Source organism: Candidatus Avedoeria danica, from assembly GCA_016703025.1.
GTDB classification, from domain to species: Bacteria; Chloroflexota; Anaerolineae; order Epilineales; family Epilineaceae; genus Avedoeria; species Avedoeria danica.
In genome coordinates this window covers 645,344-666,449 of the sequence record JADJCV010000004.1, presented here as the reverse complement: position 1 = coordinate 666,449, position 21,106 = coordinate 645,344, and the positions used below count along the sequence as shown (strand labels likewise).

The following is a 21,106-nucleotide window of genomic DNA, read 5'->3' as shown; positions in this document are numbered from 1 at the left end:
GGCGATTCGAAGCCTAGCGCCATGGAGACCATAGCTCAGTCGGCAGAGCGCCTGATTGTGGATCAGGAGGTCGAGGGTTCAAGCCCCTCTGGTCTCCCTCGTCGAGTCCTGTCGGGGTCGAGTGCTGTCTGGACCGGTTCGGGTCTGTAGGGAAGAAGGCGTGTTGGGTGCGAGCGTGCGCGGTGTTCGCGTCGGGCTCGGGGCTGTAGCTCAGTTGGTAGAGCGCTTGAATGGCATTCAAGAGGTCAGGGTTCGAATCCCCTCAGCTCCATCGGGCGGCGCGGGCGTAGCTCAGTGGTAGAGCATCTGCTTCCCAAGCAGAGGGTCGTGAGTTCGAATCTCATCGCCCGCTTGTTCGGACAATCCCATATCGCCGAACGGGGCGTGGCGCAGTCCGGTTAGCGCGCTTGGCTGGGGGCCAAGAGGTCGGAGGTTCGAATCCTCTCGCCCCGACTTCGTGATCAGGTGTTCGTGCGGGTGCGTAGCTCAGCTGGTTAGAGCGCACGGTTCACATCCGTGAGGTCAGAGGTTCAAGTCCTCTCGCGCCCACACCCGCGTTTCGGCGCGGCGGTCGTACAATTGCAGAAGTTCTTCGGGGAGTGGCGCAGTCCGGTTAGCGCGCATCGTTCGGGACGATGAGGTCGGAGGTTCGAATCCTCTCTCCCCGACTCCGGCCGTCCGCAGGGTTGCTGCGGGCGGCTTGTTCGTCCGCCCGCGTAGCTCAGTGGTAGAGCACGTTCTTGGTAAGAACGGGGTCGGCGGTTCAAATCCGCCCGTGGGCTCAGCTGGACGGCCGCCCACCGGGCCGGTCCGTGTTCGCCGGGGTGGCGGAACTGGCAGACGCGCGCGACTCAAAATCGCGTGGGGTAACACCCGTGTGGGTTCGACTCCCACCCTCGGCACACGAACGTTGGACACCATCGTCCAATTGTGGAACGCATTTTCGGCCGACTATAATCCGCAGCGTTGACCTTCTCCTCCACCCGAGGGCCGCGCGGTGACATCGGTCTTGGTCCTGAACGCATCCTTCGAGCCGCTGAACGTGGTCTCGGTGCGCCGAGCCGTCGTACTGCTGCTCAAGGACAAGGCGGAGCTCGTCGAGGCGGTCGGGGCCGTGCTGCGGGCCGAGCACATCGCGCTGCCGACGCCGTCCGTCATTCGGCTCGTCACCTACGTTCGGATTCCGTACCGAATGCGCATCCCGGTCTCACGCCGCGGCGTGCTCGCGCGCGACCGCTACACGTGCCAATACTGCGGCGGGACGCCCGGACGCGGCGTGCTGACGATCGACCATGTGGTCCCCAGGTCACGCGGCGGACCGAAGCGGTGGGAGAACTTGGTGGCCGCGTGCGCCCGCTGCAATCGCCGCAAGGGCGGTCGGCTGCCGGACGAGGCTGGGATGAAGCTCTTGTCACGTCCGGAGTCGCCGCGCTACGTGGCGCTGGCGTTCGTCGGCCATGACGGCGGGCCCGATGGTTGGCGGAAATACCTCCAGCCCAGCGATTCGGACGCTGGCGCTTGATCGCACGGAGCCAGCCCGCAATGCAACACATCTTGATCATCGAGGACGAGCCGACGCTGCGCGACACGCTGGCGGCGACACTCAGCAGCCATGGCTATCGCGTGGCCACGAGCGACCACGCCGACCTCTTGGTCGATCAAGTGAACGACGGCCGCCCCGACCTCGTCGTTCTGGATGTCATGCTGCCCGGCATCGACGGCATGAGCGCTTGTCGCGCGCTCCGCACGGCCGGCTCCGACATCCCTGTGCTCATGCTGACCGCGCGCTCGGGCGACCTGGACAAGATCGTCGGCCTCGAGTCCGGCGCCGATGATTATGTCACCAAGCCGTTCTCGACCGGTGAGCTCGTCGCGCGCGTGCGGGCGCTGCTGCGGCGAGCGCCGGCGCTGCGCCAGACCGTCCTCGAGTCCGGCGACCTGCGCATCGACCTGATCGGCCGGCGGGTCAGCCGCGGCGGCGCGGAGATCCAGCTCACGCACAAGGAGTTCAACCTTCTGGCTGAGCTCGTGCGCAACCGCGGTGCGGTGATGAGCCGCGACCTGCTGCTGGAGAAGGTCTGGGGCTACGACTACTTCGGCGACAGCCGCACCGTCGACGTCCACATCCGGTGGCTGCGCCAGAAGATCGAGGACGATCCGTCGAATCCCGCTCGGATCACCACGCTCCGGGGTGTCGGCTACCGGTTCGACGGCTAGCCTGCCCCATCATGCTCGACGGAGCGATCGTCTTCGGAGTGGCGCTGGCCGCGGCCTGGATCGGCTTCGCGATCGGTCGGGCACGCGCCGCGCACCACGCCGGGCTGGACGGCCTCGCCGTCTCTGCGGAGCGGCAGCGGGCGCTCGAACGGTCGGCGCGCGACCTCGCGCATGCCGAAGCGCGCCTCAGGGGCGCGTGCGAGGCCGTCGACGTCGCCGTGCTCCTCCTCGACGCCAGCCTCGACGTGGTTCAGGCGAATCCGACGGCTCAGTCATGGTTCGCGGTTGCGCCGTCGGAGCGCCCGTCGCTGATGGCGGCCATCCGCTCCGCCGAGCTGCGCGCGGTCGTGGATGACGCGCGGCGAGGCAACCTCGAGAGCCAGCCGGTGCGGATCGCGGAGCGGCTCTTCGCGGTGCGGGCCGTTCCGATCGAGGATGGCGAGCTCGTCCTTGCGCTGGCCGACAAGACGGCGCTGGAGTACCTCGAGCGGGCGCGGCGGGACCTCGTGGCGAACGTATCCCACGACCTGCGCACGCCGTTGACGACGCTGACGCTTCTGATCGACGCGCTCCGCGAGGGGCCGGCAGACGCACAAGGCGGCGCGGCGCTTCTCGCGGACATGGACCATCAGGTCGGTCGGATCCGCGATCTGGCGGACGATCTGGTCCAGCTGAACCAGCTCGAGTCCGGCCGCGCGCTGTTCCGGCTCGTACCGATCGCCGTCGGCGACCTGCTGGCCACCGCCCGCGCCTCGGTCGCGAGCTTGATGGCCGAGGCGGACGTCACGGTCAAGATCGTCGCAGAGCCCGGACTGCTCGTGCTGGCCGACGAGGGCCACATCGTGGGCGATCGTCAACCTGTTGGACAACGCGCGGCGTTTCTCGCCGGCGGGCGCGAAGGTCACGGTGACGGCCAACATCGTGGAGGGTGTGGGCGACGACGGCAGTCAGAACAGTGGCCGGGACGGCGGTCAGGACGGCGGTCAGGACGTGATGATCTGCGTGAGCGACGAGGGGCCCGGCATCCCGCCGCGCGAGCGTCAGCGCATCTTCGAGCGCTTCTATCGCGGTGACCGTGCCCGACGCGGCAGCGGCACCGGCCTCGGCCTCGCGATTGCCAAGCACATCGTCGAGGGACACGGCGGGCGGATCTGGGCGACGGACGCGGCGGGGGGCGGGGCGGCGGTGTGCTTGACGCTGTTGGCGGCAGGCACCGGGGCGGTACCGTTCCCAGCGCCTGACGATACCGGTCGACGAGAGCACCCCCGGCAGGAATCGAACCTGCGACCCGCGGATTAGAAGTTCGAAGGATGGGCGTCCGAGGACGTTCGTGGCGTGCCGTATTCTCTTTACGGTCGGAGCGTGTCGTGTTCGGGCGTCCGCTGAGAATTGGTGTCATCCGCCCCAATTGGTGTCAGAACTGGTGTCAAGTGCAGTGGTGCCTCACCCCTCCCGCCCACGAATCCCATACTCGCCGCGGCGGCAATTCATGCGCGGCGGGGGCGGGACGTCTCGTGCTGTCCAGGCATCGCTACCGAACGCAGGCCAGACCCTCCGCCTTGATATCTCGCAACCTTGCAGGGCCGATGCCGTTGACGCGGGTGAGATCGTCCACCGATCGGAACGGCCGCGAACCGCGAATCTGGATGATCTCGTTGGCGCGAACTTCGGCGATATGGATGATGCGCATGAGGTCCCCGAATCCCGCGCGATTAATGTCCACGCAACCGTCCTGCGCCACCGCGGCTGGAGGGGCCGCCGGAACCTCCGGAGGTACCGCAGCAAAGCCGAGGGGGTGCGCCGTAGCGGGTGCCTCCGTGGGCGGTGCCGGTGCCACCGTCGCGGGCAGCTCGGTCGGCACCGCGGTTGCTGGCACGCTCGTCTCGGTCGCTGGCTCGTCCGTCGCCGTCGCCGGCCGCTTCGTCGACGTGGCCCGCGGCTCGCTCGTCGGCCGCGGCGTACGCGCCGCCCGTGCGGTCGCTGCCGGCCGCAGCGTACGCGTCGCCCGTGCGGTCGCTGCCGGCCGCGGCGGCGCCGTCGGATTCGGGGCGTCATCCCCCGACATGGTGACGATCGATCCGCAGAAGAAGCACAGGCAGCACGGCAGCAACAGCGCGACGGCGATCCCGCCGCGGCCAGCGTTCCAGAGCGACATGTATTTGGCCCAGGCGGTGGCGGCGAACTGGCGTGCGACAACGATGGGCGGCTGCGACGGGGGCACGGTGGGGCTCCTGGGTGTGCGGTTGGTGGGGAAGGCGGGCGGCGCGGGGGTAGGTCAGCGCGGGCGCTCGCCGGGCTTGCATGACCATAGCGCGACGTCGTCAACGTCCCAGTTCGTGTCGCCCCTAGCCTCGACCGACAGCCGAAGTTCGTACCCGATGGCGACGCGGCGAGTCATGTCCTCTTCTACCAACCCCCACTCCGTCGCGGCGATCGGGGCCACAACCTTCCAGCATCCCGGCACGCCAGTCGAGTCAGTCCGTTCGGCCGGGATGGCGCAAATCGAAAGGCTGTCCCCGTCTGAGAACGCTCCGCTCGTCCCCTCCACCTCACGATACCAGCCGGTAATCCATACGTCCCGGTCTCGCGCCCACCGGACGGTAGCCTTGGACTGCACTCCGACGGGCGAAAACCCCACCGACGACAACCGGATCCCGCTCCCCCCTGTCTTCGCGGCCTCTCCGATAACTGACACCCGCGTGCCGGATGGTGCGAGGAACCGCCACGCCGTCGAGTCGTCAAACGCGTCGCCCGTAATCCTCTCGCACCCGCGCCCAGCCGGGCCGATCGCCGCAGGAGGTACACGCAATGACGATTCAGAATCGGGTTTCCGCACGGCGGCGCGGCATGGGCGCGAATCGGTATCGTGATGAACGGTGCGACGACGGCGGCAACGATCCACGCGGAACGGCGCATGTTGCAATCCTAATTGGCGGTTGCTTGGAATGTGGCCGGGTTAAGTACAGCGGGAGCGAACGCGATGCAAGCGACAGAGTGCAAAGTGGTCGAATCGCCGACCATGCCCTGACCCTATCGACCCGGATCGATCGCCCGTCGCGTCGTCGGTGCGATGGCTTGCCCTCCTCGGCGCGCCCGTCCAGCTGGCCGCGTAGGTGCGTTGTGGGGCGTTCGTGAAACGCCCCGGTGCTACGCTGGACGGTTCGCACCACGCGCGGCCAGGATGGCGGCGACATCGGGCACGAATCGACCGCGCGGGCCAGGACCACCGGGCACGCGCTCGACATCGGCGAGCATGGCCAGTCCAAGCGCCATCGCCAGATCGCCCGCGCCGGAGACGTTGCCAGCGAACAGCCGCGCCGCAGTTGCGTCCAGTGCGGCGGCGGTCTCCGCCCCCAACGTGAGAACAACCCGTGGTCGGTGCCTTGCTTGTTCCAAAGTGAGCCTCCAAGCTGACATTCGGTTGCCGGCTAGGATGCCACCGCGGCCCATAGTGTGCAACTTAGTCGCCTGTCAGTTGCAACTATGTCGCACTATTGCTCTTATGTAGAGTCTTTGGAGAGGATTTACTCTGTTGATCTGGCCGCGTCGGAATGTTTCACGATGCTGACTTTGCTGCCAGGTTCGCCCCGTCTGACGGCCAACCGCAACCCGTCGGCGGCATCGTCGCCCGCTAGATGTCGTTCGGGTCGATGCCGTCGTAAACCTTGACGGCATCACCGCCGAGAGCCGAGCACGGCGCCGGGAGCGGATGCCGCGTGCCGTCGTCGTGATAGCAGAGCCAAACGTCAGCAGGACGCGCAATCCAAAGAACGCGCGGCGCGCGCCCGCACCACGGACATACTCGCGTGCCGTCGGGGGTGTCGACGACCGGCTCCCCCGCGCGTTTGAATCGGCACGCGGGACAATGCGTGCGGCGATGGCGGTTTACGTTTCGGCCCAGACGGTCCAAGCGTCGCGCGTATGACGTCGCCATCATGCCCGCCGCTCAGCGTCGCCGACCTCAGGATCGTAGCCGAACCACAACCCGCCGCTTGGCACGCGGCCGCAGCGCGGGCACGGTGCGATTGCGGCCGCAACGACCTCAAGGTCGTCGTGCTCGTGTAGCACAAAGTTCTGGCGGCCCTTGCACGCTGGACAATGGGAGCATGCCCGCCGCGCCATCCGCTCGGCGCGGTCAAGGCGTGATCTACGCATCATCGCCTCCGATGACGCCAGGGTCGGAGCCGTACACGATCCGGAAGACGAACACCCCGCGGCCGCAGTGCGGGCACGGTGAACGATCATCGGGCGAACCGCCGCGTTCGGGGTTTTTGGGGTCGTCGACGACGTAGCGGCGTCGTCCCTTGCACGTGGGGCAATACGCGAGTCGTCGCGCCTCCGACGCGCGCACGGCACGGGCGATCCTAGCCCGATGCATCCTGACCTCCAATCGCATCCTCCAAGGCCGAGAGCCGCGCCTCTAACTCGACGGCATCCCGCAGCGACGGCCCTAGCGTCAGCACGAGCCGCGCCGCGTTCACGCGCCCGCCATCGCACGGGGCATGGCCGCGCGCGACGTCGGCCAGGTAGCGCGATGCGTCGCCGCTTGCATCCGACAGCACCGCGACGGCATCGGCGAACGCGTCCGACACGACCACGCGCACGGCCGCCGAGAACGCCGGCAGCTGGCGCCAGCGCAGCACCGTGCGCCGGTCGACCTTCGCAGCCTCGGCCGCCTCATTGACCGTGCCGCCGCGGGCGAACACGGCGACGGCCGGCGCCATTCTTGGTGACAATTCGCGACTATCGGCGGTCATCGTTGGCACGTCCTAAGAGGTCGCGTCGAGCGCGTCGGGCAGCCGTCGCCCAGCGTCCAGAGCCGCGCGGCACACGGCCGCCCATCGTGCCGCCCGGTCAAGCGTTGCCCGCGCGTCAAGCTCCAACGCCGCGCAGTCGTCGGCGATCATCGACACGCGCGCCGCGCTGAGGCGGTACACCATCGCGCCGAGAGCGGAGCGGACTAGGGCACGCCGCTTGCCAGCGGTCATCGGCTTGTCAACGCCTGCACTATGGTCGGCCATATCAGCAACCTCCGCTCAGTTGGTAGTGCCGCTCAACTTCGTACGCCAGCACCCGCGACCACTGCGCCGGGTCGCACGTCAGCGTCAGCGACGGATATGCACGTCGGCGGAGGTGAGCGAAGCGGCACAGGTGGCGCAGCATCCGGTCAGCTACAGCATCCGGCAGATCGGCAGTCACCACCTCGGAGCGGAACGGCGTCGGATCACCCCAGCGGCACCAGCGCTTGCCCCACGGTCCGATCGCGTTTGCGACGTTGCGACCATCAGGCTTGGACATGTAGATTGCTGCGGCGCGTGGGTTACTGATCGGCGCGACGTGCACGCTACATTCGCTGTGGCCATACGCCGCAGTCTCGGCCACATCCGGCCACACCTCGCCAAGCCACATTCGCAGTTCGTCAATCGGGATGCCGTACATCGCAATGTGGAAGTGCGGCACGCCAGCCTTTGTAAAAACCAAGACGGCAATAGGCGACGTGCGGCCTCGACTGCCATTGACGGCGCATGCGTTCGCGCAACCGTCGGCGGCTGCGTTTGAGCGCAGCCGCCGACGGTGCCAAGTTCGCCGGATACGTCAGCGTCGCGATGTGCGCGTCGTGTCGAATGTCGATCATCGATAGCTCTCTCCGCAGTCCGCGCCGTGACACCGCCGAGAACTCGGTCACGTCGCCGCGCCGGCCGCCGCCCCGCTGCGGCATGCCTTGAATGCTCGCCCGCGACCTGCGTATCGTCACCTGTGACCCGTGCGACCATAGGTCGATGGCGGCCGACGCGGCGCACGGTGGTGGATGCCTTGGCACGATACGCGCGACGTTAGAGCCATCGTCAAGGTCCACCAGCGCATCGGCATCCATCAGCGGTGCCACGTGCCGCGCGGCCGATGCTAACGCGCGCCGTCGCCGATCGCCTCAGCGGCCTCCGTGGCCAAGCGCTCGACCCAACCGGCGAGCCATGCCGCCGGGACGCGCACGCTGCGGCCGATGCGGACGGCTGGCCATTCACCTGTCTGCACCAGTTCGTAAGCCTTTGACCGTCCAATCCCGGTCAGCTCGGCGGCCTCGGTGATCCTGAGCAACAGCTTGTCCATCGTTCAACTCCTAATCTCCTAATGCCCTGTGGGGGCATCCATGCGGTATCGCCTGGACGCAAGGCACAGTCTACGGCGTCAGTGGACTCGCATCCACGGCCGGACTATGATTCCAGTATGACGTTTCGGGAAGACCGCGAAGGTTGGGAGTTGGCCGGGATCGGCGGGCTCGACGGGCTCGACCGACCGGCGCCGATCGGCCGATGGCTTGTTCCGGCCGAAGTGCGGTTGCAGGGTAACCGGATCCTGTGGACCCATATTGGGGGAGAGCGACTTTGGACTTGGACCCGTGCCGAGCCAGGACAGCTTGACCGGTTCGTTCGCTTGGCTGACCAAGGTGACGATGCCATCGTGTCGTTTGCTCGCCGCTGGGGCATGCTCGGAATTGGCGAACCCGAACGGGTTGAGCGTGGGCCGGAGTTCTTTGAGCTGGTTGACGAGTGGCGCCACCGGTCGCGGCAGTTCCGTGCCGTTCTAAACATCGGCGCGCGGCTCCATCACGGCGAGATTGGCAGGGAAGCCGATTGGGAGCAGCTTTACGTACGGTCGCCTGAGGGTCTGGCGTCGCGATGGTGGGGCGTTGACGTCGGCGGCCAGCGTTTTACGTTCGCCTACTATATGCGCGAGCTGCTCGCCATCGGGGCGGCACGTCCTATCTTTGAATGGCACGATGCCCGGGGTGCGACAATCAGCCTAGCGGGCAACGGCCTATTTGGAGCCCTTGTCATCCAGCTAATGCATGCTGTCAGCCGGTCCGATGGCTTGGCTCTGTGCTCGGCATGCGGGGCCGGATATACGCCATTTCCACGACCGTCGGCGAGACGGCGGACGTATTGCCCCAACTGCCGCGACAGCGGCGCCCCACAGCGCGACGCCGCGCGCGACTATCGCGCCCGACGGCGCGCCAAGACAATCGGAGCGGACGATGTCGCACGGTAGACGTGGCAACCGCGAAGGATCAATCGTCAAGCGTGCCGACGGCCGATGGATGGCCCGCGTGTCGCTCCCCAACGGCAAGCGGCGCGCCGTCTACGCCGCGACACGGCAGGAAGCGGCCGCCAAGATGAATGCCGCATTGCGCGACGTCGAGCGCGGGATGCCCACGTTGGACGAACGGCAGACCGTCGCCGCATTCCTTGATCAATGGCTGGCGTCGAGCGTCAAGCCGAACGTTCGCCCGGCCACATACACGTCCTACGCGCAGCACGTCCGCATGCACCTCAAGCCGACGCTTGGCCGGCATCGCCTCGCGCGCCTCACGCCGCAGCACATCGAAACGCTGTGGGCGGCCAAGATTGCGGACGGGTTGACGGCATCGACCGTCCAGCGAATCCGTGCCACTCTGCGCCGTGCGCTCAACCAAGCGCTCAAGTGGGAGTTGGTCAGCCGGAACGTCGCGGCGCTGGCGAACGCGCCGACGGCCACGCGACCGCACTTCGACCCGCTGACGCCAGTGCATGCGCGCACGTTGCTCGACGTGGCCAAGGATAACCGTGATGAGGCGCTATATCACGTCGTCCTCGCGACCGGGCTGCGGAGCGGCGAGGCGCTTGGGCTGGTGTGGGATGACATCGATCTCGACGCGCGCACGTTGACCGTCCGCAAGGCGTTGCAGCGCGTTGACGGCAAGTTGGTGCGAGTCGAGCCGAAGACGCGCCTCAGCCGCCGCACGCTGCCGTTTCCGGTGGGGGTGGCGGCCAAGCTGCGAGAGCATCGCGCCCGACAGAACCGCGACCGCCTGCTAGCCGGCGATCGCTGGCACGAGACCGGTCACGTGTTCGCCTCGACGATCGGCACGCCGCTGGACGGGCGGAACGTGACGAAGGCGTTTCAACGGCTGCTGGCGTCCGCGGGGCTGCCGCGCAAGCGCTTTCACGATCTGCGCCACGCGTGCGCGACCTATCTGCTGTTGCAGGGGGTGACCTGCAAGTGGTCAAGGAGATTCTCGGCCACAGTCAGATATCGCTGACGGCCGACACCTACGCCCACGTGCTGCCGTCGCTCAAAGCGGACGCGTCGGACAAACTCAGCGGCCTGCTGTGGGCCGACGGCGCGGGCTGAATGTTCGCCAATTGGTGTCAGAATTGGTGTCAACCGGCGATTACACCGGACGGCACAGGTTCAGTTACAGAGCACCCCCGGCAGGAATCGAACCTGCGACCCGCGGATTAGAAGTCCGCTGCTCTGTCCGCTGAGCTACGGGGGCATGCACCGGATTGTACACGCCCGCGACATCACTGCGCCGACGACACCGCGCCCCGCTGCCGCCACCATGCGTAGCCTCCGAGCGCGACGGCGCCGGTGATCAGGAGGAGCCACGTGCTCGCCTCCGGCACCTCGGGCGGTGGCTCCGGCTCATCGTCGTCGTCGCCGTCATCGTCGTTGCTCCCGAGCCCGACGGCGGTCGGAAGCGCCGTGCCGGGACCAGGCGGCGGTGCGGTCTGCAGTGGCGGCGTCGTCGGCTGGGGCGTGCGCGTGGCGGTGGGGGTGACGGTCGGGCAGTCGACACCGGTCGGGCACGGCGTTTGCGTCGGCCGCGGCGTCGGCGGCGGGCCCATCGGCTCGCCGTTCGTGTAGACGGACAGGCCGCCGCCTTCCGTGCCGACCCAGAGGAACCCCGTGGACGGCTCGATCGCCAGCGCGGTGATCGCCTTGGCGGCCAGGCCGCTGTTGCTCGGCGTCAGGTTCAACCACGTGCCCGTCATGCTGACATCGCCGACGAGAATTCCGCCGTCCGCCAGGTCCTTTTCCTTCGGGTTCTCCGCATCCTCGCCCAGGACACCGTCGCCCCGCCAGAGATCCTGCATGTGGCCGCGCGTCGTGCCGAGCCAGACCTGGCTGACGGCATCGCGCTCGATCGCCGAGATCCAGCCCTGGCTCGGGAACTCAGCGGCCGTCCAGCGCTGATCGATCGGATCGAAGCGGTTCACGACGGCTGTGACGAGCGGCCAAAAGGAGACGACGTCCGACTCGTCGCCACCGAAGGTGCCGGCCCGAACGTAGCTGCCGGGCTCGGCCAGAATGCTGCGGAAGTCGCCGGTGATCCCGCCGTCGCCGTAGCTCAGCAGGCCCGCGTCGCCGTGACGCCAACCGCGCCAATTGGCGCCGTCCCAGTGGCTGACGCCGCCGCCGGCCCGGTCGCCCGTGGTGCCGCCGGCGTAGCTCGTGGCGGCCCAGACATCCGGTCCGGTCGCGGACAAGCCGAGCACTGTGTCGCCCGTGAACAGCCCGCCCGTGTTGGCGAACGTGTAGCTTGCGACCACCTGTCCCGCCGACGGGTCGATGGCGTCGAGCCCCTTGCCCTGTTGGACATCGGAGCTGGCCGGGCCGTTCGTCACGCTGTTGCCCAAGCCGTGGCCAAGCCAGACCTGACCGCCGCCATCCACGGCCAAGCTACCGGCTTGGCTGGAGGAAAGGCCGCCGGCCTCCACCGTCAGCGTCCGCGCCCAGGCATTCGCGCTCCGGTCGAAGATGCCGATGCCGCCGTCGACCCAGGCCCCGCTCGCGATCCGCTCGTGACCGCTGGCCACCCAGACCTCGTCGCCGACGATCGCGATATCGGTGATCAGGTCCCCGCCAATCGGCGGCCCGTCGACTCGTAGGTGTAGTGCGTCCAACTGCGGTTCTGGGGTTGTAGCGCATCACGCCTGCCTGCCGCGTCCCGACCCACAGGTCACCGACGGGGTCGAACGCCAGCGCCGTGATCTCGTTGACATACGGCGTCACCGCGGCGGTTTGCAGCGCTGGGTCCACGATCGGCGTGGCGCCGTCGAATCGCACAGGGATGATGCCGTGGCTGCCGCGCGTCACGTGCTCGGGCTCATCCGTACCCAAGTAAGCGACCCCGTCCCCCAGCGCGATCGCGGTGACGATGTCCGTCGGCAGGCCGTCCGAGCCGCGGATCCGACGCCAGGTATCCGTCGCCGGGTCATACCGACTGGCCCCGCGCCCGGTGTTGCCCGACGTGTTCGCGCACGCCGCCCAGACGTAGCCGTCCCGCTCGGCGATGGACCACACGGTGTCGCCGCACAGGCCGGCGTCGGCGTCGCCGGCGATCCGGGTATCCCGATCGTTGTATTCCGTCCACGTCGCCGTCTCGGAGTCCCAGCGGTACGCCTTGATCCCGTGGCGCACCAGACGTAGAACGCAGCGCCGCCACGCCGCTCGACGGCCATCTCCATCACCTGGCTCGTGCGCGGACCGTCCGCCAAGTCGCCGTTCGGCGCCGTCGTCAGGATGCCGGTCCACTCCTGCGAGTCGGGGTCGAACACCGAGACGAACACGTCGGTGCGCGTCCGGCCGTGTGCGACCCAGACATGTCCGTTCGGAAGGACGGCGATGTCCGTCACCTGTTCGCGCAGCGGTCCGAGCTCGGGGTCGGCCTCGTCGTAGACGAACTTCGTCCATTGTCCGTCCGTGCCCCGCCGCGCGACTCTCGGTCCGGCGTACCGGCCCACACCACACCATCGTCCGCCACCGCCACCGACGAGAAGATGCGGCTGTCCGGGAACACGTCCGTACCGTACGCGTCGACGACATCCTGTGAGTGCTCGGGCCGGGCCTCGGGCGTGTCCGCCACGGACGACCGAAACGCCATCGTGGCGTGCTCGACGTGCGTGAGGCCCATCTCGGTGGCCAACCAGGCATCGCCGGTCTGCCGGTCGAATGCGATGTCGAAGACGTTGTTCGAGAGGAGCCCGCGCTGGTTGGGGAACACGTACTGGCTGAACGTCCGCTGCCCGGGCTCCCAAACCACGAGGCCGCCGCCCTCGGTGCCGACCCACAACCGGCCGTCGACGGGATTCACCGCGGCCGCGAGGATCTCGTCTCCGTTGGCCAACGTCAGCCAGCTGGCGGGGTCCTGCATCGTCCCCTGCTGCGCGGCGGCCGGCGGCGGCGCGAGGAGGGCCAGCGACAAGGCAAGCGTGCCGCAGGCGGCGCGGGTCATGCGTCGGAGGTTCATCCACAGCTCCAGGTCGGTTCGTAGGCGCGGCCGGCAACGGACATCTCGATCCAACCGCACAACCGTTCAAGGGTATGGACGCGCCAAGCGCGGGTCAACTTGCGCCGGCCGATCGTCCGGCCGGCGGCGAAACTGCGGCGCACGCGTGCGGTCCCTCCGGCAGCACCCGGAACGGCCCACGCGCCATCGACCGGCAGCCCCGCGGCCCGTCTACCGCTGGGCGGCCGGCAGCCACGCCCGATAGGGCAGTCGGCTGCGATCCCGGCCGATCGGCCGGCCGGGATCCGTCGGGCCGAACCGCTCGCCGCCGGTGAAGACGCTGATCCCGCCGCCCGACGTGGCGACCCAGACGTGGCCGGTCGCCGGCTCGATCGCCAGGGCCGAGATCGCCCGCGCAGCCAGCCCGCTGTTCTCCGGCGCAATCCGGTCGAACGGCCCGGTGATGCTGGTGCCAAGCCAGATCCCCCCCAGCGCCGGATCCCGCCGATCGGCCACGGTGTCCCGATCGCCTCGCACCTCGTCGGCCCGCCAGATCTCGCCGGTGTGACCGCGCGTCGTGCCGAGCCACACGCGCCCGTCCTCGTCGTCGACGATCGCCGGGATCCACCCGTCCCGCGGGAAGGTCGCGGCGCGCCATTGGCGGCGCAACGGGTCGTAGCGGTTCACGACGGCGTCGACACTCGGCCAGACGCCGGCGATCTCGCCCTCGAGCGTATAGCTGCCCGCCCACCGCGCCATCGGCCGCCTCGTGCACCGATCGGACATCGCCGGAGATCTCGCCGTCCCGGTAGCTCACGAACCCGAAGTCACCGGACTGCCAGGCGAGCCAGGCGTCCTCGTGGAGCACCGTCGCGCCGCCGCCCGTGAGGCGAGCGGCGCTCGTCCCGTCCGGGGCGTAGCTGACCGCAGCCCAGATGCCCTCGGCTCCGCTGGCCAAGTCGAGGACGGTGTCGCCAACGAGTCCGCCGGAGCCGCGCCGCCACATCGCCCAGACGTCGGCCGCCGGGTCATAGGCCGCCACGCCGCTGCCCTGCTGCACGTCGATACCGACGCCGCCCGTCGCGGCGCCGAAGCCGACGTACACGCGCCCATCCACCCCGAGCGCAAGGCTGCTCGGCTGGCCGCTCGGCAACCCGCCGGCGGATGGACGTATCGTCCGCCGCACCGTGCCGCTTGCGCGGTCGATCAACGTCAGCCCGCCGTCCGACGGCCCGTTCACGGCGTGGCGGCTGCGCGTCGATGCCACCCAGACGTCATCGCCTTTGACCAGGACATCCGTCACGGCGTCGCCCGCCAGGCCGTCGTCCGTCGACGCGGCAGTCCAGGAACGCCACCGGCCGTCGCGCGGGTCGTACACAGCCAGCCCGGCGCCGCGCGTGCCGACCCACAACCGGCCGGTCGGATCGAACGCCAGCGCCGTCACCTCGTTTGCCGGCGGCGTTCGGCCGTCGGCAAACGTCGACAACGGCGGCTCGATCGTCACGCCGGCCGCACTGGCCTTCAGCGGCACGACGCCGAGACCGCCCGAGTGGCGCGTCGTCGGTTCGTCCGTGCCGAGGAACGCACCGCCCGCGACGGCGGCGATCGCCGTGACGGTGCCGGTCGGGAGCCCCTCCGCCGGCCCGATCCGCTGCCACGTCTCGGCGGCACGGTCGAAGCGGCTCACCCCGAGCCCCTCCTCCCCCGACCGTCCGACGCACGCCGCCCAGACCGCGTCCGCCGCGGCCGCGATCGCCCAGACCTGGTCGCTGCACAGCCCCGGCGCCGGCACAATCCCTTCGCCCTGGTCCGTGCGGCTGAACGCTGTCCAGCGCCCATCCCGCCAGCGGTAGACGCCGCGGCTCCATGTGGCCAGCCAGAGGCTGAAGCCGCCGCCGGGCTCGACCGCGACGGCAAGCTGCATGACCTGGCCCGTCCGCGGCCCATCGGCCACCGCGCCGATCGGGCCGACGGAACGGACGGCGGACCAATCGTCGGCTGCGGGGCCGTGGATCGTGAGCGCGACGTCCGTGTTGCCGCGCCGCCCGTGCGCGATGACGAGCCGGCCGTCCGGCAGCACGGCCAGGTCGGCGACCGTCGATCGGGCGGGCCCGGCAGTCCGCTGCGGGTGGAACGGAAACCACGTCCATCGGCCGTCGGGCGTGCGGCGCACCACGCCGCCGTCCGGGGCCATTCGGTCGAGCGCACGGGCATCGCTGGTGTCAAGCGCCCGATCGGACTGTGGAATGCCGGCCCAGAGCGTGCCGTCAGCGGCAACGGCGACGGCGCTCCAGACCCGCAGCGGCGGCAGCCCATCGTCGACGACGGCGACGTCAAGCTCGGCCGCTGGGGCGCGAGGGACGGGTGAACGTACGTCGTCCACCAGCCGGTGCTGCGGGCGACATGCGTCAGGCCGTCCGCCGTGGCAAGCCAGGCGTCGCCGCTGCGCGGGTCGAACGCGATGTCGTAAACGGTGTTCGAGCGCAGTCCGGGCTGGTTTGGAAAGAGGTAGTGCTCGGACGTCCGGTTCGCCGCGTCCCAGACCACGACGCCGCCGCCTTCCGTGCCCACCCAGACACGCCCGTCCATCGGATGAACGGCGGTCGCCAGGACCTCGTCACCGCGCGCGAACGTCCACCACGCGGCCGGGTCATGGGCATCCGGGGCTGCGGCTCCGGCGACAGCGGTGGCGGACGGTGCGAGGGCGGCGTTTAGGGCGATGATGATGCCCAGTAGGCAGGGAGGGACTGACCGTCGACCGCTGTTCGGGCGTTGTCGAGGCGGCATTGTGGTCTCCTGTGCGGTGTCGTCGCGGGTCGAACACGCATGGGAGGGTAGCGCGGCTGCACTAGCAGCGCATGGGTGGCATCTGAGGGGCGCGTGAACTTGGCGAAGGGTGGCTTGGGTTGGGGGTTGGGGTTGGGGGTTGGCGAGACTGTGGGGTGGTGGCTTGGTCTGGCCGGGGATCGGGCTGGCCGAGGGGTCGGTCTGGACTTGGAGGAAGTGCTGGGCCGGCCCAGCACCTCCTCAGCCCCCCGGCCCACCTCCTCCTCAGCCCGCGTACTCACGTCCCCCGCGTCTCCATCCACATCCACGCCGCACCCGATCGCGCCGACGACCAATTCTAGGGTTCGAGCGGATCCAACACGATCAGCCCCCCCGACGCACCCCGGTGCATGATCGGCAGGTACAACGTTGTCCGCAGCCGCAGGACGTAACCGTACTCCCCGAGCTCCGGTTCGGGCGTCGCCGTCGGCGCCCCGCCGGGCGGCTCCGTGCCGGGCGGCGGCGGCGGGGCTGTCGGCGGCAGCGGCGGGCGAAGGACCGCCAGACCCTGATCGGCCGTGCCCAGCCAGCCGCCGGCGCCATCGAAACGCAGCGTCGTCAGACGGTTGGACGGCAGACCGCCCGGGGCCGCCGACTGCCGAATCCATCGTCCGTCCGGCGGCCGCACGCGCAGACCGTCGTCTCGCGTCGCCGCCCAGATCACACCTTGGCCGTCCGCCGCCAGCGCGACGACCCCGCCGCTCCGATCGAGCCGCTCGGCCGTCAACGCACCCGCGTTCACGCTGGCCACGAAACCGTCCGGCGAGGCATCCGCCTCATCGGTCGACGTCGGGACCGCCAGACCGCCCGTCCAGACCGTGCCGGCGGTGTCGACAAGGACGCTCCGCAGATCGATCAACGCCCGGTTGCCCCGGTCACGAACCGCAGGCGGCATGCCGTCACGGTCCGTGTAGCTCCGCCACGTGCCGGCCGCCTGGTCGTAGACGCTCAAGCCGCCGCCCGTGTTGAACTGCGCGCCACCTGGTCGCGGATCCACGTAGAAGAAATAGGCCGTCGAGACCCAGACCTGATCGCCGATCACCGCGATGTCGGTCACGTTGTTGCTGGCCAGCTGCGGGTGTGTGAAGGTCCGCTCCCACCGGCGGGTGGCGGTGTCGACAACGGCCACGCCCCAGCCGCGGTAATGGAACTCCTTGGGACCGTGATCCGTGGCACCCGTGCCGACCCACAACTTGCCGCGGCCATCCAACGCCAGTGCGCTCAGGTGGTCCGCCGGCAATCCGCTGGCGCTACCGGACAGGCGCGTCCAGTCACGACCGTCGAAGCGCGACAAGCCGCCGTCGGTCCAAGCGCGACGGTCGGCATCGAACGTCGACTGCCGCGTGGCCACCCAGACCGTGCCGTTCGCCTCGATCGCGATGTCGGCGATCGCGTCCCCCGCCAGACCGCCGGCGGTCGAGGCGCGGGTGAACGACCGCCACACACCGTCCACGCCGCGAACGCTCAGGCCGGAGCGGGCGGTGCCGACCCACAGGTCGCCGGTCAGGGGATGCCGGGCAACGGCGGTCACGTCGTTGGCCGCGAGCACGCCGGGCGCAAGGTCCCGGCTGTCCAAACGAGTCACGGTCTGGCGGTCGTCGAGCAGCCGGGCGATACCCGCGCCTCGGACACGGCCCTCGTCATCCTGCGTGCTGCAGCCGAACCAAGCCGAAGCGTCGGCATCCGGCAGAATCGCATGGATGAGATCACCGGGCATGGCGCTGGCGCCGCGGAGGACGAACCAGCCGTCGTCGTCGGCATCGGCCGGCGTGGCGCGGTCGTCGAGCAGCGCGACGCCGGTGCCGCGGCCGTTGAAGCGGGCGGTGGCGGCCCAGACCGTGCCGTCGGCGCCGACCGCGACCGCCGTGACGTAATTGTCCTGGATGCAGCGATTCTCGTCGCCGCAGTCGCGGCGGCCGAGCCACGTGGCGCCGTTCCAGGCGACGAGTCCGCGTCCCGAAGTCGCGGCCCAGAGTGCGGTCGGGCCGGCGGCGAGCGCGTTGACGGCGTCCGCCAGCTCGGGCGCGTTCTCGTTGGACCACGCCGTCCACTTGCCGTCGGCAAATCGGGCGACGCCGCCGCCGGAAATGACCCAGCGTCCGGCGACGGGCTGGCCATCGGGATCCGTCGATGGTGGCGACCAGACGCGGTGCGGGATGTGGGCGGTGTACACACCGCCTCGCCAAACCGCCAGATCACGCACATCCGTCGACGGCAGGGCAGCGGCATCGAACATCGTCCAATTCTGGCCGTCCGCGCTGAACGCGACGCCGCCGCCGGTCCAGCCGCCGAGCGTCAGCTTCGACGGCACGGTCAAGAGGGGATCCCAATGAGGTGTCGCCGCAACCCAGAGCCGGTTCGCGTCGTCGACGGCCAGGGCCGAGAGCGCGCGGAGCGGCAGGCCCTCGCCGGCCACGAACATGCGATCCCGTGCCCCGTCGTAGCTCGCCAGCCCGCGGCATGTGGCGAACCACCACGCGTCCCGCCAGCGCACGACGTCGTACACGTCGTTGCACGGCAGGCCGTCCTGCGGCGCCAGGTACTGTCGCCACTGGCTGCCGTCCGTTCGCCAGCGCATCACGCCGCCGCCGACGCTGGCCGCCCAGAGGCCGTCGCCGTCTCGGACGATGGCTCGCACGTCGTCGCCGGAGGCCATCGTCTCCCAGCGGCCGACGATGCGCCACGCATCACCGCTGCCGGAGGCGCCAGCCGATCGGGCGCCGACGACGCCCAGAACGGCCGCGAGTACGGCGCACTGCCACAGTGGGCGGCTGCGCCGGGCGCGTGCGGGCGGTTCGGTCGACATGTGCTCGCTCCTGCATACGGTGGGGGGACCGCGGCCCCGGCGGCCGGTGTCGATAACGACGGCGGGTGGCGGCGCGTTACCGCGAGTTGTCGTCCGCCGGGGTCAATGCGCCGATGCCGACCGTGAGCTCGACGGCCGCGAAGGCCGGCGGCATGACGCCGGGCTGCCACGCCTCGGTGATGAGGGACTCCTCGCCGATCTGATCGAGCGCCATCCGGGCCGGCGGCTTCGTCGACGGCGCGGCGACCCACAGCACGCGCCCGCCGGGGTGGGCGGCCGACCATCGCGCCAGCGCGCCCGCCGCCGCCGCACCCGGCGCACCGCTCTCCGGGTCCTCGACCGCGTTGGGCAAGACGGCGACGTCGACGTCGTGCAGGGCCCACAGCGGCGCGGCCAGGCGTGCGCTGAGATCCGTGCCGTACGGGCTCGGGAACAGGACGAGGTCGCCCGGCACCGTGTGGGCGGCGATGCGGTCGATCAGGAGCTTGGCGGCGGCGAACTCACGCGACGGGCGCAGGCGACCGCTCTGCAGCGCCGCGGCAGCGAGGCCGAGCGCCGTCAACGCGGCAACCGCGGCCCGCTGCCGGGCGCCGCGGCCGGCGACGACCCGCTCGACGCACAGCGCCGCCAGCACGCACGCCGTCGGCACCGCAATCGGCGCGAGCCGGCGCGCGGCGTAGATCGGCGATAGATCGCGCGTCACGATCGGTGCCGCAAGCACGAAAGCGCTGGCGGCCACGAGCGGCCAGATGACGGCCGGTGCGCGCCGGGATCCGGCGCCTCGTCCGCCCAACGCGATCGCGGCGCCGAACAGCCCGAGCGGCGTGACGGACCACGTCAGCAGGCGGACCATGCCCGTCGGTTCGCCCGCGGACGGCCGGGCCTGCCACACGGCCGCCGCGAGGACGGCTGCTCCGAGGACCACACCGACCGGCACGCGCTGCATCGCCCCCGGTAGCGCCGCCCTTCGTCGTCGCCGAGACCGTTTGCCGGCCGCCGCCAAGGCGGCGCAGCCGATCGTGCCGAGCAGGATCATCAGCCCCCACCGGGCGCCGAATGCCGCCGCCAAGCGCCACACGCCGGTCCCGTTCAACGCCGCATACACCACTGTCGGACCCCGGAACAAGGCGATCAGCGCGGCGCACGGCAGCGCCGCACCGGCGACGAACGCGCCGCGCGTGCGGAAGTTGGGCGCCGCAACGAGCCAAAGGACGGCCGTCGCGAGGGCGAACGGCACGAGATCGATCTTGGCGACGACGGCCGTGCCGACGGCGGCGCCGGCGGCCGCCGCGAGCAGCGTCGCACCGCCGAACGGCGTCCAGGTCGCCGACCGGTTGCCGCCGTCACCGGCCGGGGATGCCGCGCCGTGGCCCGACGCGGTGCTGGCCTCCCGAATCACCCCGAGCGCCACCAGTGCCGCCATCGCCAGCCCGCCCGCGAACAGCTCGGCATAGGGCGTCGCACCGTACACACGGAACTGCGGCGAGAGCGCGGCCAGCGCCGCCGCCGCAGGTGCGGCCGCGTGAAGGCCGATCGTCCGGGCGAGGGCGGCGACGGCGAGGAGCCAGAGCGCCGCGCTCCACAAGGCTGCGTCGGCGGAACCGTACGGGCCGAACAGGGTCACGCCGAGCGCCGCCCACGCAGCGAACAACGGCGGGTGGTACGGCGTGGCCTTCGGGACGCCGATGCGCGGGACGGCAAAGGCCACGGCGTGAAAGCCGTGCGTGCCGTCGTCGGGCGCTGGGATGCCCTCGGCCCGCAGCGCGGCCAGCGGCGTCACGAGGCCGGCGATGGCTGCGGCCGGCGCGTCGAAGTACAGACTTCGGTCGTGGGCGATGCGCACCGCCGCCGCGGCATACCACCCGCCGTCCAGCGCGGCCGGCCATGGTACGGCGGGACCGAGGCGGAGCACACCGAGGGCGATGATGACGGCGCACGCCGCGTCGACCGCAACGTCGTCCGCATCGCGGCGAAGCCGCAGACGGCCGCGTCGCACCGCGCGGACAAGCGCGACGACGACCGCAGCCGCCACGGCGCCGCCCGCGGCGAGCGCGATGCGCGCATCGAACCGCCCGGCGGCGGCCAGGCCGAGCGCGGACCAGGCGGCTGCCGCGACGCCGGCGACGACCACGCCGAACGCGAGGACGAGCGGCGCGACGTGGGCGGTGTCTCGCGGCGGATGGCGTTTGGACGCAGCGGCGATGTCG

Annotated in this window: 15 protein-coding genes, 9 tRNA genes and 1 pseudogene; 12 read left to right on the top strand and 13 right to left on the bottom strand. The window is 70.2% G+C overall.

Annotated elements, in window-relative coordinates; genetic code table 11:
• Positions 1–24: 24 nt before the first annotated feature.
• The 11 genes from IPG72_05995 (at position 25) to IPG72_05945 (ending at position 3,516) form a co-directional block, all read left to right on the top strand.
• A tRNA-His gene (locus IPG72_05995) sits at positions 25–97 on the top strand.
• Positions 98–199: 102 nt separating this feature from the next.
• Positions 200–271 (top strand) — tRNA-Ala (locus tag IPG72_05990).
• A gap of 9 nt (positions 272–280) precedes the next feature.
• Positions 281–352 (top strand) — tRNA-Gly (locus tag IPG72_05985).
• Between the two features lie 26 nt (positions 353–378).
• Positions 379–453: transfer RNA gene (locus IPG72_05980), tRNA-Pro, on the top strand.
• A gap of 22 nt (positions 454–475) precedes the next feature.
• Positions 476–549 (top strand) — tRNA-Val (locus IPG72_05975).
• A 44-nt stretch (positions 550–593) separates the two neighbouring features.
• Positions 594–668: transfer RNA gene (locus IPG72_05970), tRNA-Pro, on the top strand.
• A gap of 42 nt (positions 669–710) precedes the next feature.
• Positions 711–782: transfer RNA gene (locus tag IPG72_05965), tRNA-Thr, on the top strand.
• Between the two features lie 36 nt (positions 783–818).
• A tRNA-Leu gene (locus tag IPG72_05960) sits at positions 819–902 on the top strand.
• Positions 903–997: 95 nt separating this feature from the next.
• Positions 998–1,522 (top strand): HNH endonuclease, encoded by a 525-nt coding sequence (locus IPG72_05955; protein MBK6768564.1) that lies wholly within the window; start codon positions 998–1,000, stop codon positions 1,520–1,522.
• Positions 1,523–1,542: 20 nt separating this feature from the next.
• Entirely contained in the window at positions 1,543–2,217 is a 675-nt protein-coding gene (locus IPG72_05950) for a response regulator transcription factor (GenBank protein ID MBK6768563.1), read from the top strand.
• Positions 2,218–3,066: 849 nt separating this feature from the next.
• On the top strand, positions 3,067–3,516 hold the full coding sequence (locus IPG72_05945; protein ID MBK6768562.1) for a sensor histidine kinase: 450 nt from the start codon (positions 3,067–3,069) through the stop codon (positions 3,514–3,516).
• A gap of 232 nt (positions 3,517–3,748) precedes the next feature.
• Here the strand turns inward: IPG72_05945 and IPG72_05940 are convergent, their stop codons facing one another.
• From IPG72_05940 to IPG72_05910, 7 genes are all read right to left on the bottom strand, one after another.
• On the bottom strand, positions 3,749–4,438 hold the full coding sequence (locus IPG72_05940; GenBank protein ID MBK6768561.1) for a helix-hairpin-helix domain-containing protein: 690 nt from the start codon (positions 4,436–4,438) through the stop codon (positions 3,749–3,751).
• 926 nt (positions 4,439–5,364) lie between these two features.
• Complete coding sequence (locus tag IPG72_05935; protein MBK6768560.1) at positions 5,365–5,574, bottom strand: hypothetical protein; 210 nt, start codon at positions 5,572–5,574, stop codon at positions 5,365–5,367.
• Positions 5,575–6,581: 1,007 nt separating this feature from the next.
• Positions 6,582–6,974, bottom strand: coding sequence for a hypothetical protein (locus IPG72_05930; GenBank protein MBK6768559.1), 393 nt, complete (start codon positions 6,972–6,974; stop codon positions 6,582–6,584).
• Positions 6,975–6,986: 12 nt separating this feature from the next.
• A complete protein-coding gene (locus IPG72_05925; GenBank protein ID MBK6768558.1) occupies positions 6,987–7,205 on the bottom strand; it encodes a hypothetical protein in 219 nt (72 codons plus the stop codon).
• A 34-nt stretch (positions 7,206–7,239) separates the two neighbouring features.
• Entirely contained in the window at positions 7,240–7,656 is a 417-nt protein-coding gene (locus IPG72_05920; GenBank protein ID MBK6768557.1) for a hypothetical protein, read from the bottom strand.
• Positions 7,637–8,092, bottom strand: coding sequence for a hypothetical protein (locus IPG72_05915; protein ID MBK6768556.1), 456 nt, complete (start codon positions 8,090–8,092; stop codon positions 7,637–7,639). The genes IPG72_05920 and IPG72_05915 overlap by 20 nt, the downstream gene beginning before the upstream one ends.
• A 29-nt stretch (positions 8,093–8,121) precedes the next feature.
• Complete coding sequence (locus IPG72_05910; protein ID MBK6768555.1) at positions 8,122–8,325, bottom strand: excisionase family DNA-binding protein; 204 nt, start codon at positions 8,323–8,325, stop codon at positions 8,122–8,124.
• A gap of 925 nt (positions 8,326–9,250) precedes the next feature.
• Between IPG72_05910 and IPG72_05905 the strand changes: the two are divergent.
• A pseudogene (locus IPG72_05905) lies at positions 9,251–10,386 on the top strand (site-specific integrase).
• A gap of 72 nt (positions 10,387–10,458) precedes the next feature.
• Here IPG72_05905 and IPG72_05900 read toward each other — a convergent pair.
• From IPG72_05900 to IPG72_05875, 6 genes are all read right to left on the bottom strand, one after another.
• Positions 10,459–10,531 (bottom strand) — tRNA-Arg (locus IPG72_05900).
• Positions 10,532–11,718: 1,187 nt separating this feature from the next.
• Positions 11,719–12,459 carry a hypothetical protein gene (locus IPG72_05895; protein ID MBK6768554.1) on the bottom strand — a complete coding sequence of 247 codons (741 nt, stop codon included), beginning with the start codon at positions 12,457–12,459 and terminating at the stop codon, positions 11,719–11,721.
• A 211-nt stretch (positions 12,460–12,670) separates the two neighbouring features.
• Positions 12,671–13,288, bottom strand: a complete 618-nt coding sequence (locus tag IPG72_05890) for a hypothetical protein (GenBank protein MBK6768553.1) — start codon at positions 13,286–13,288, stop codon at positions 12,671–12,673.
• A 94-nt stretch (positions 13,289–13,382) separates the two neighbouring features.
• Complete coding sequence (locus tag IPG72_05885; GenBank protein ID MBK6768552.1) at positions 13,383–15,650, bottom strand: hypothetical protein; 2,268 nt, start codon at positions 15,648–15,650, stop codon at positions 13,383–13,385.
• Between the two features lie 741 nt (positions 15,651–16,391).
• On the bottom strand, positions 16,392–18,899 hold the full coding sequence (locus IPG72_05880; protein MBK6768551.1) for a hypothetical protein: 2,508 nt from the start codon (positions 18,897–18,899) through the stop codon (positions 16,392–16,394).
• A gap of 76 nt (positions 18,900–18,975) precedes the next feature.
• Positions 18,976–21,030 carry a hypothetical protein gene (locus IPG72_05875; protein ID MBK6768550.1) on the bottom strand — a complete coding sequence of 685 codons (2,055 nt, stop codon included), beginning with the start codon at positions 21,028–21,030 and terminating at the stop codon, positions 18,976–18,978.
• Positions 21,031–21,106: the final 76 nt, after the last annotated feature.

Bases quoted from the DNA above. Each gene is read 5' to 3' on its own strand.
- IPG72_05880 (MBK6768551.1), bottom strand. From the start codon at position 18,899: ATGTCGACCGAACCGCCCGCACGCGCCCGGCGCAGCCGCCCACTGTGG.
- IPG72_05950 (MBK6768563.1), top strand. From the start codon at position 1,543: ATGCAACACATCTTGATCATCGAGGACGAGCCGACGCTGCGCGACACG.
- IPG72_05920 (MBK6768557.1), bottom strand. From the start codon at position 7,656: ATGTACGGCATCCCGATTGACGAACTGCGAATGTGGCTTGGCGAGGTG.
- IPG72_05910 (MBK6768555.1), bottom strand. From the start codon at position 8,325: ATGGACAAGCTGTTGCTCAGGATCACCGAGGCCGCCGAGCTGACCGGG.
- IPG72_05925 (MBK6768558.1), bottom strand. From the start codon at position 7,205: ATGACCGCTGGCAAGCGGCGTGCCCTAGTCCGCTCCGCTCTCGGCGCG.
- IPG72_05930 (MBK6768559.1), bottom strand. From the start codon at position 6,974: ATGACCGCCGATAGTCGCGAATTGTCACCAAGAATGGCGCCGGCCGTC.
- IPG72_05915 (MBK6768556.1), bottom strand. From the start codon at position 8,092: ATGGATGCCGATGCGCTGGTGGACCTTGACGATGGCTCTAACGTCGCG.
- IPG72_05890 (MBK6768553.1), bottom strand. From the start codon at position 13,288: ATGAACCTCCGACGCATGACCCGCGCCGCCTGCGGCACGCTTGCCTTG.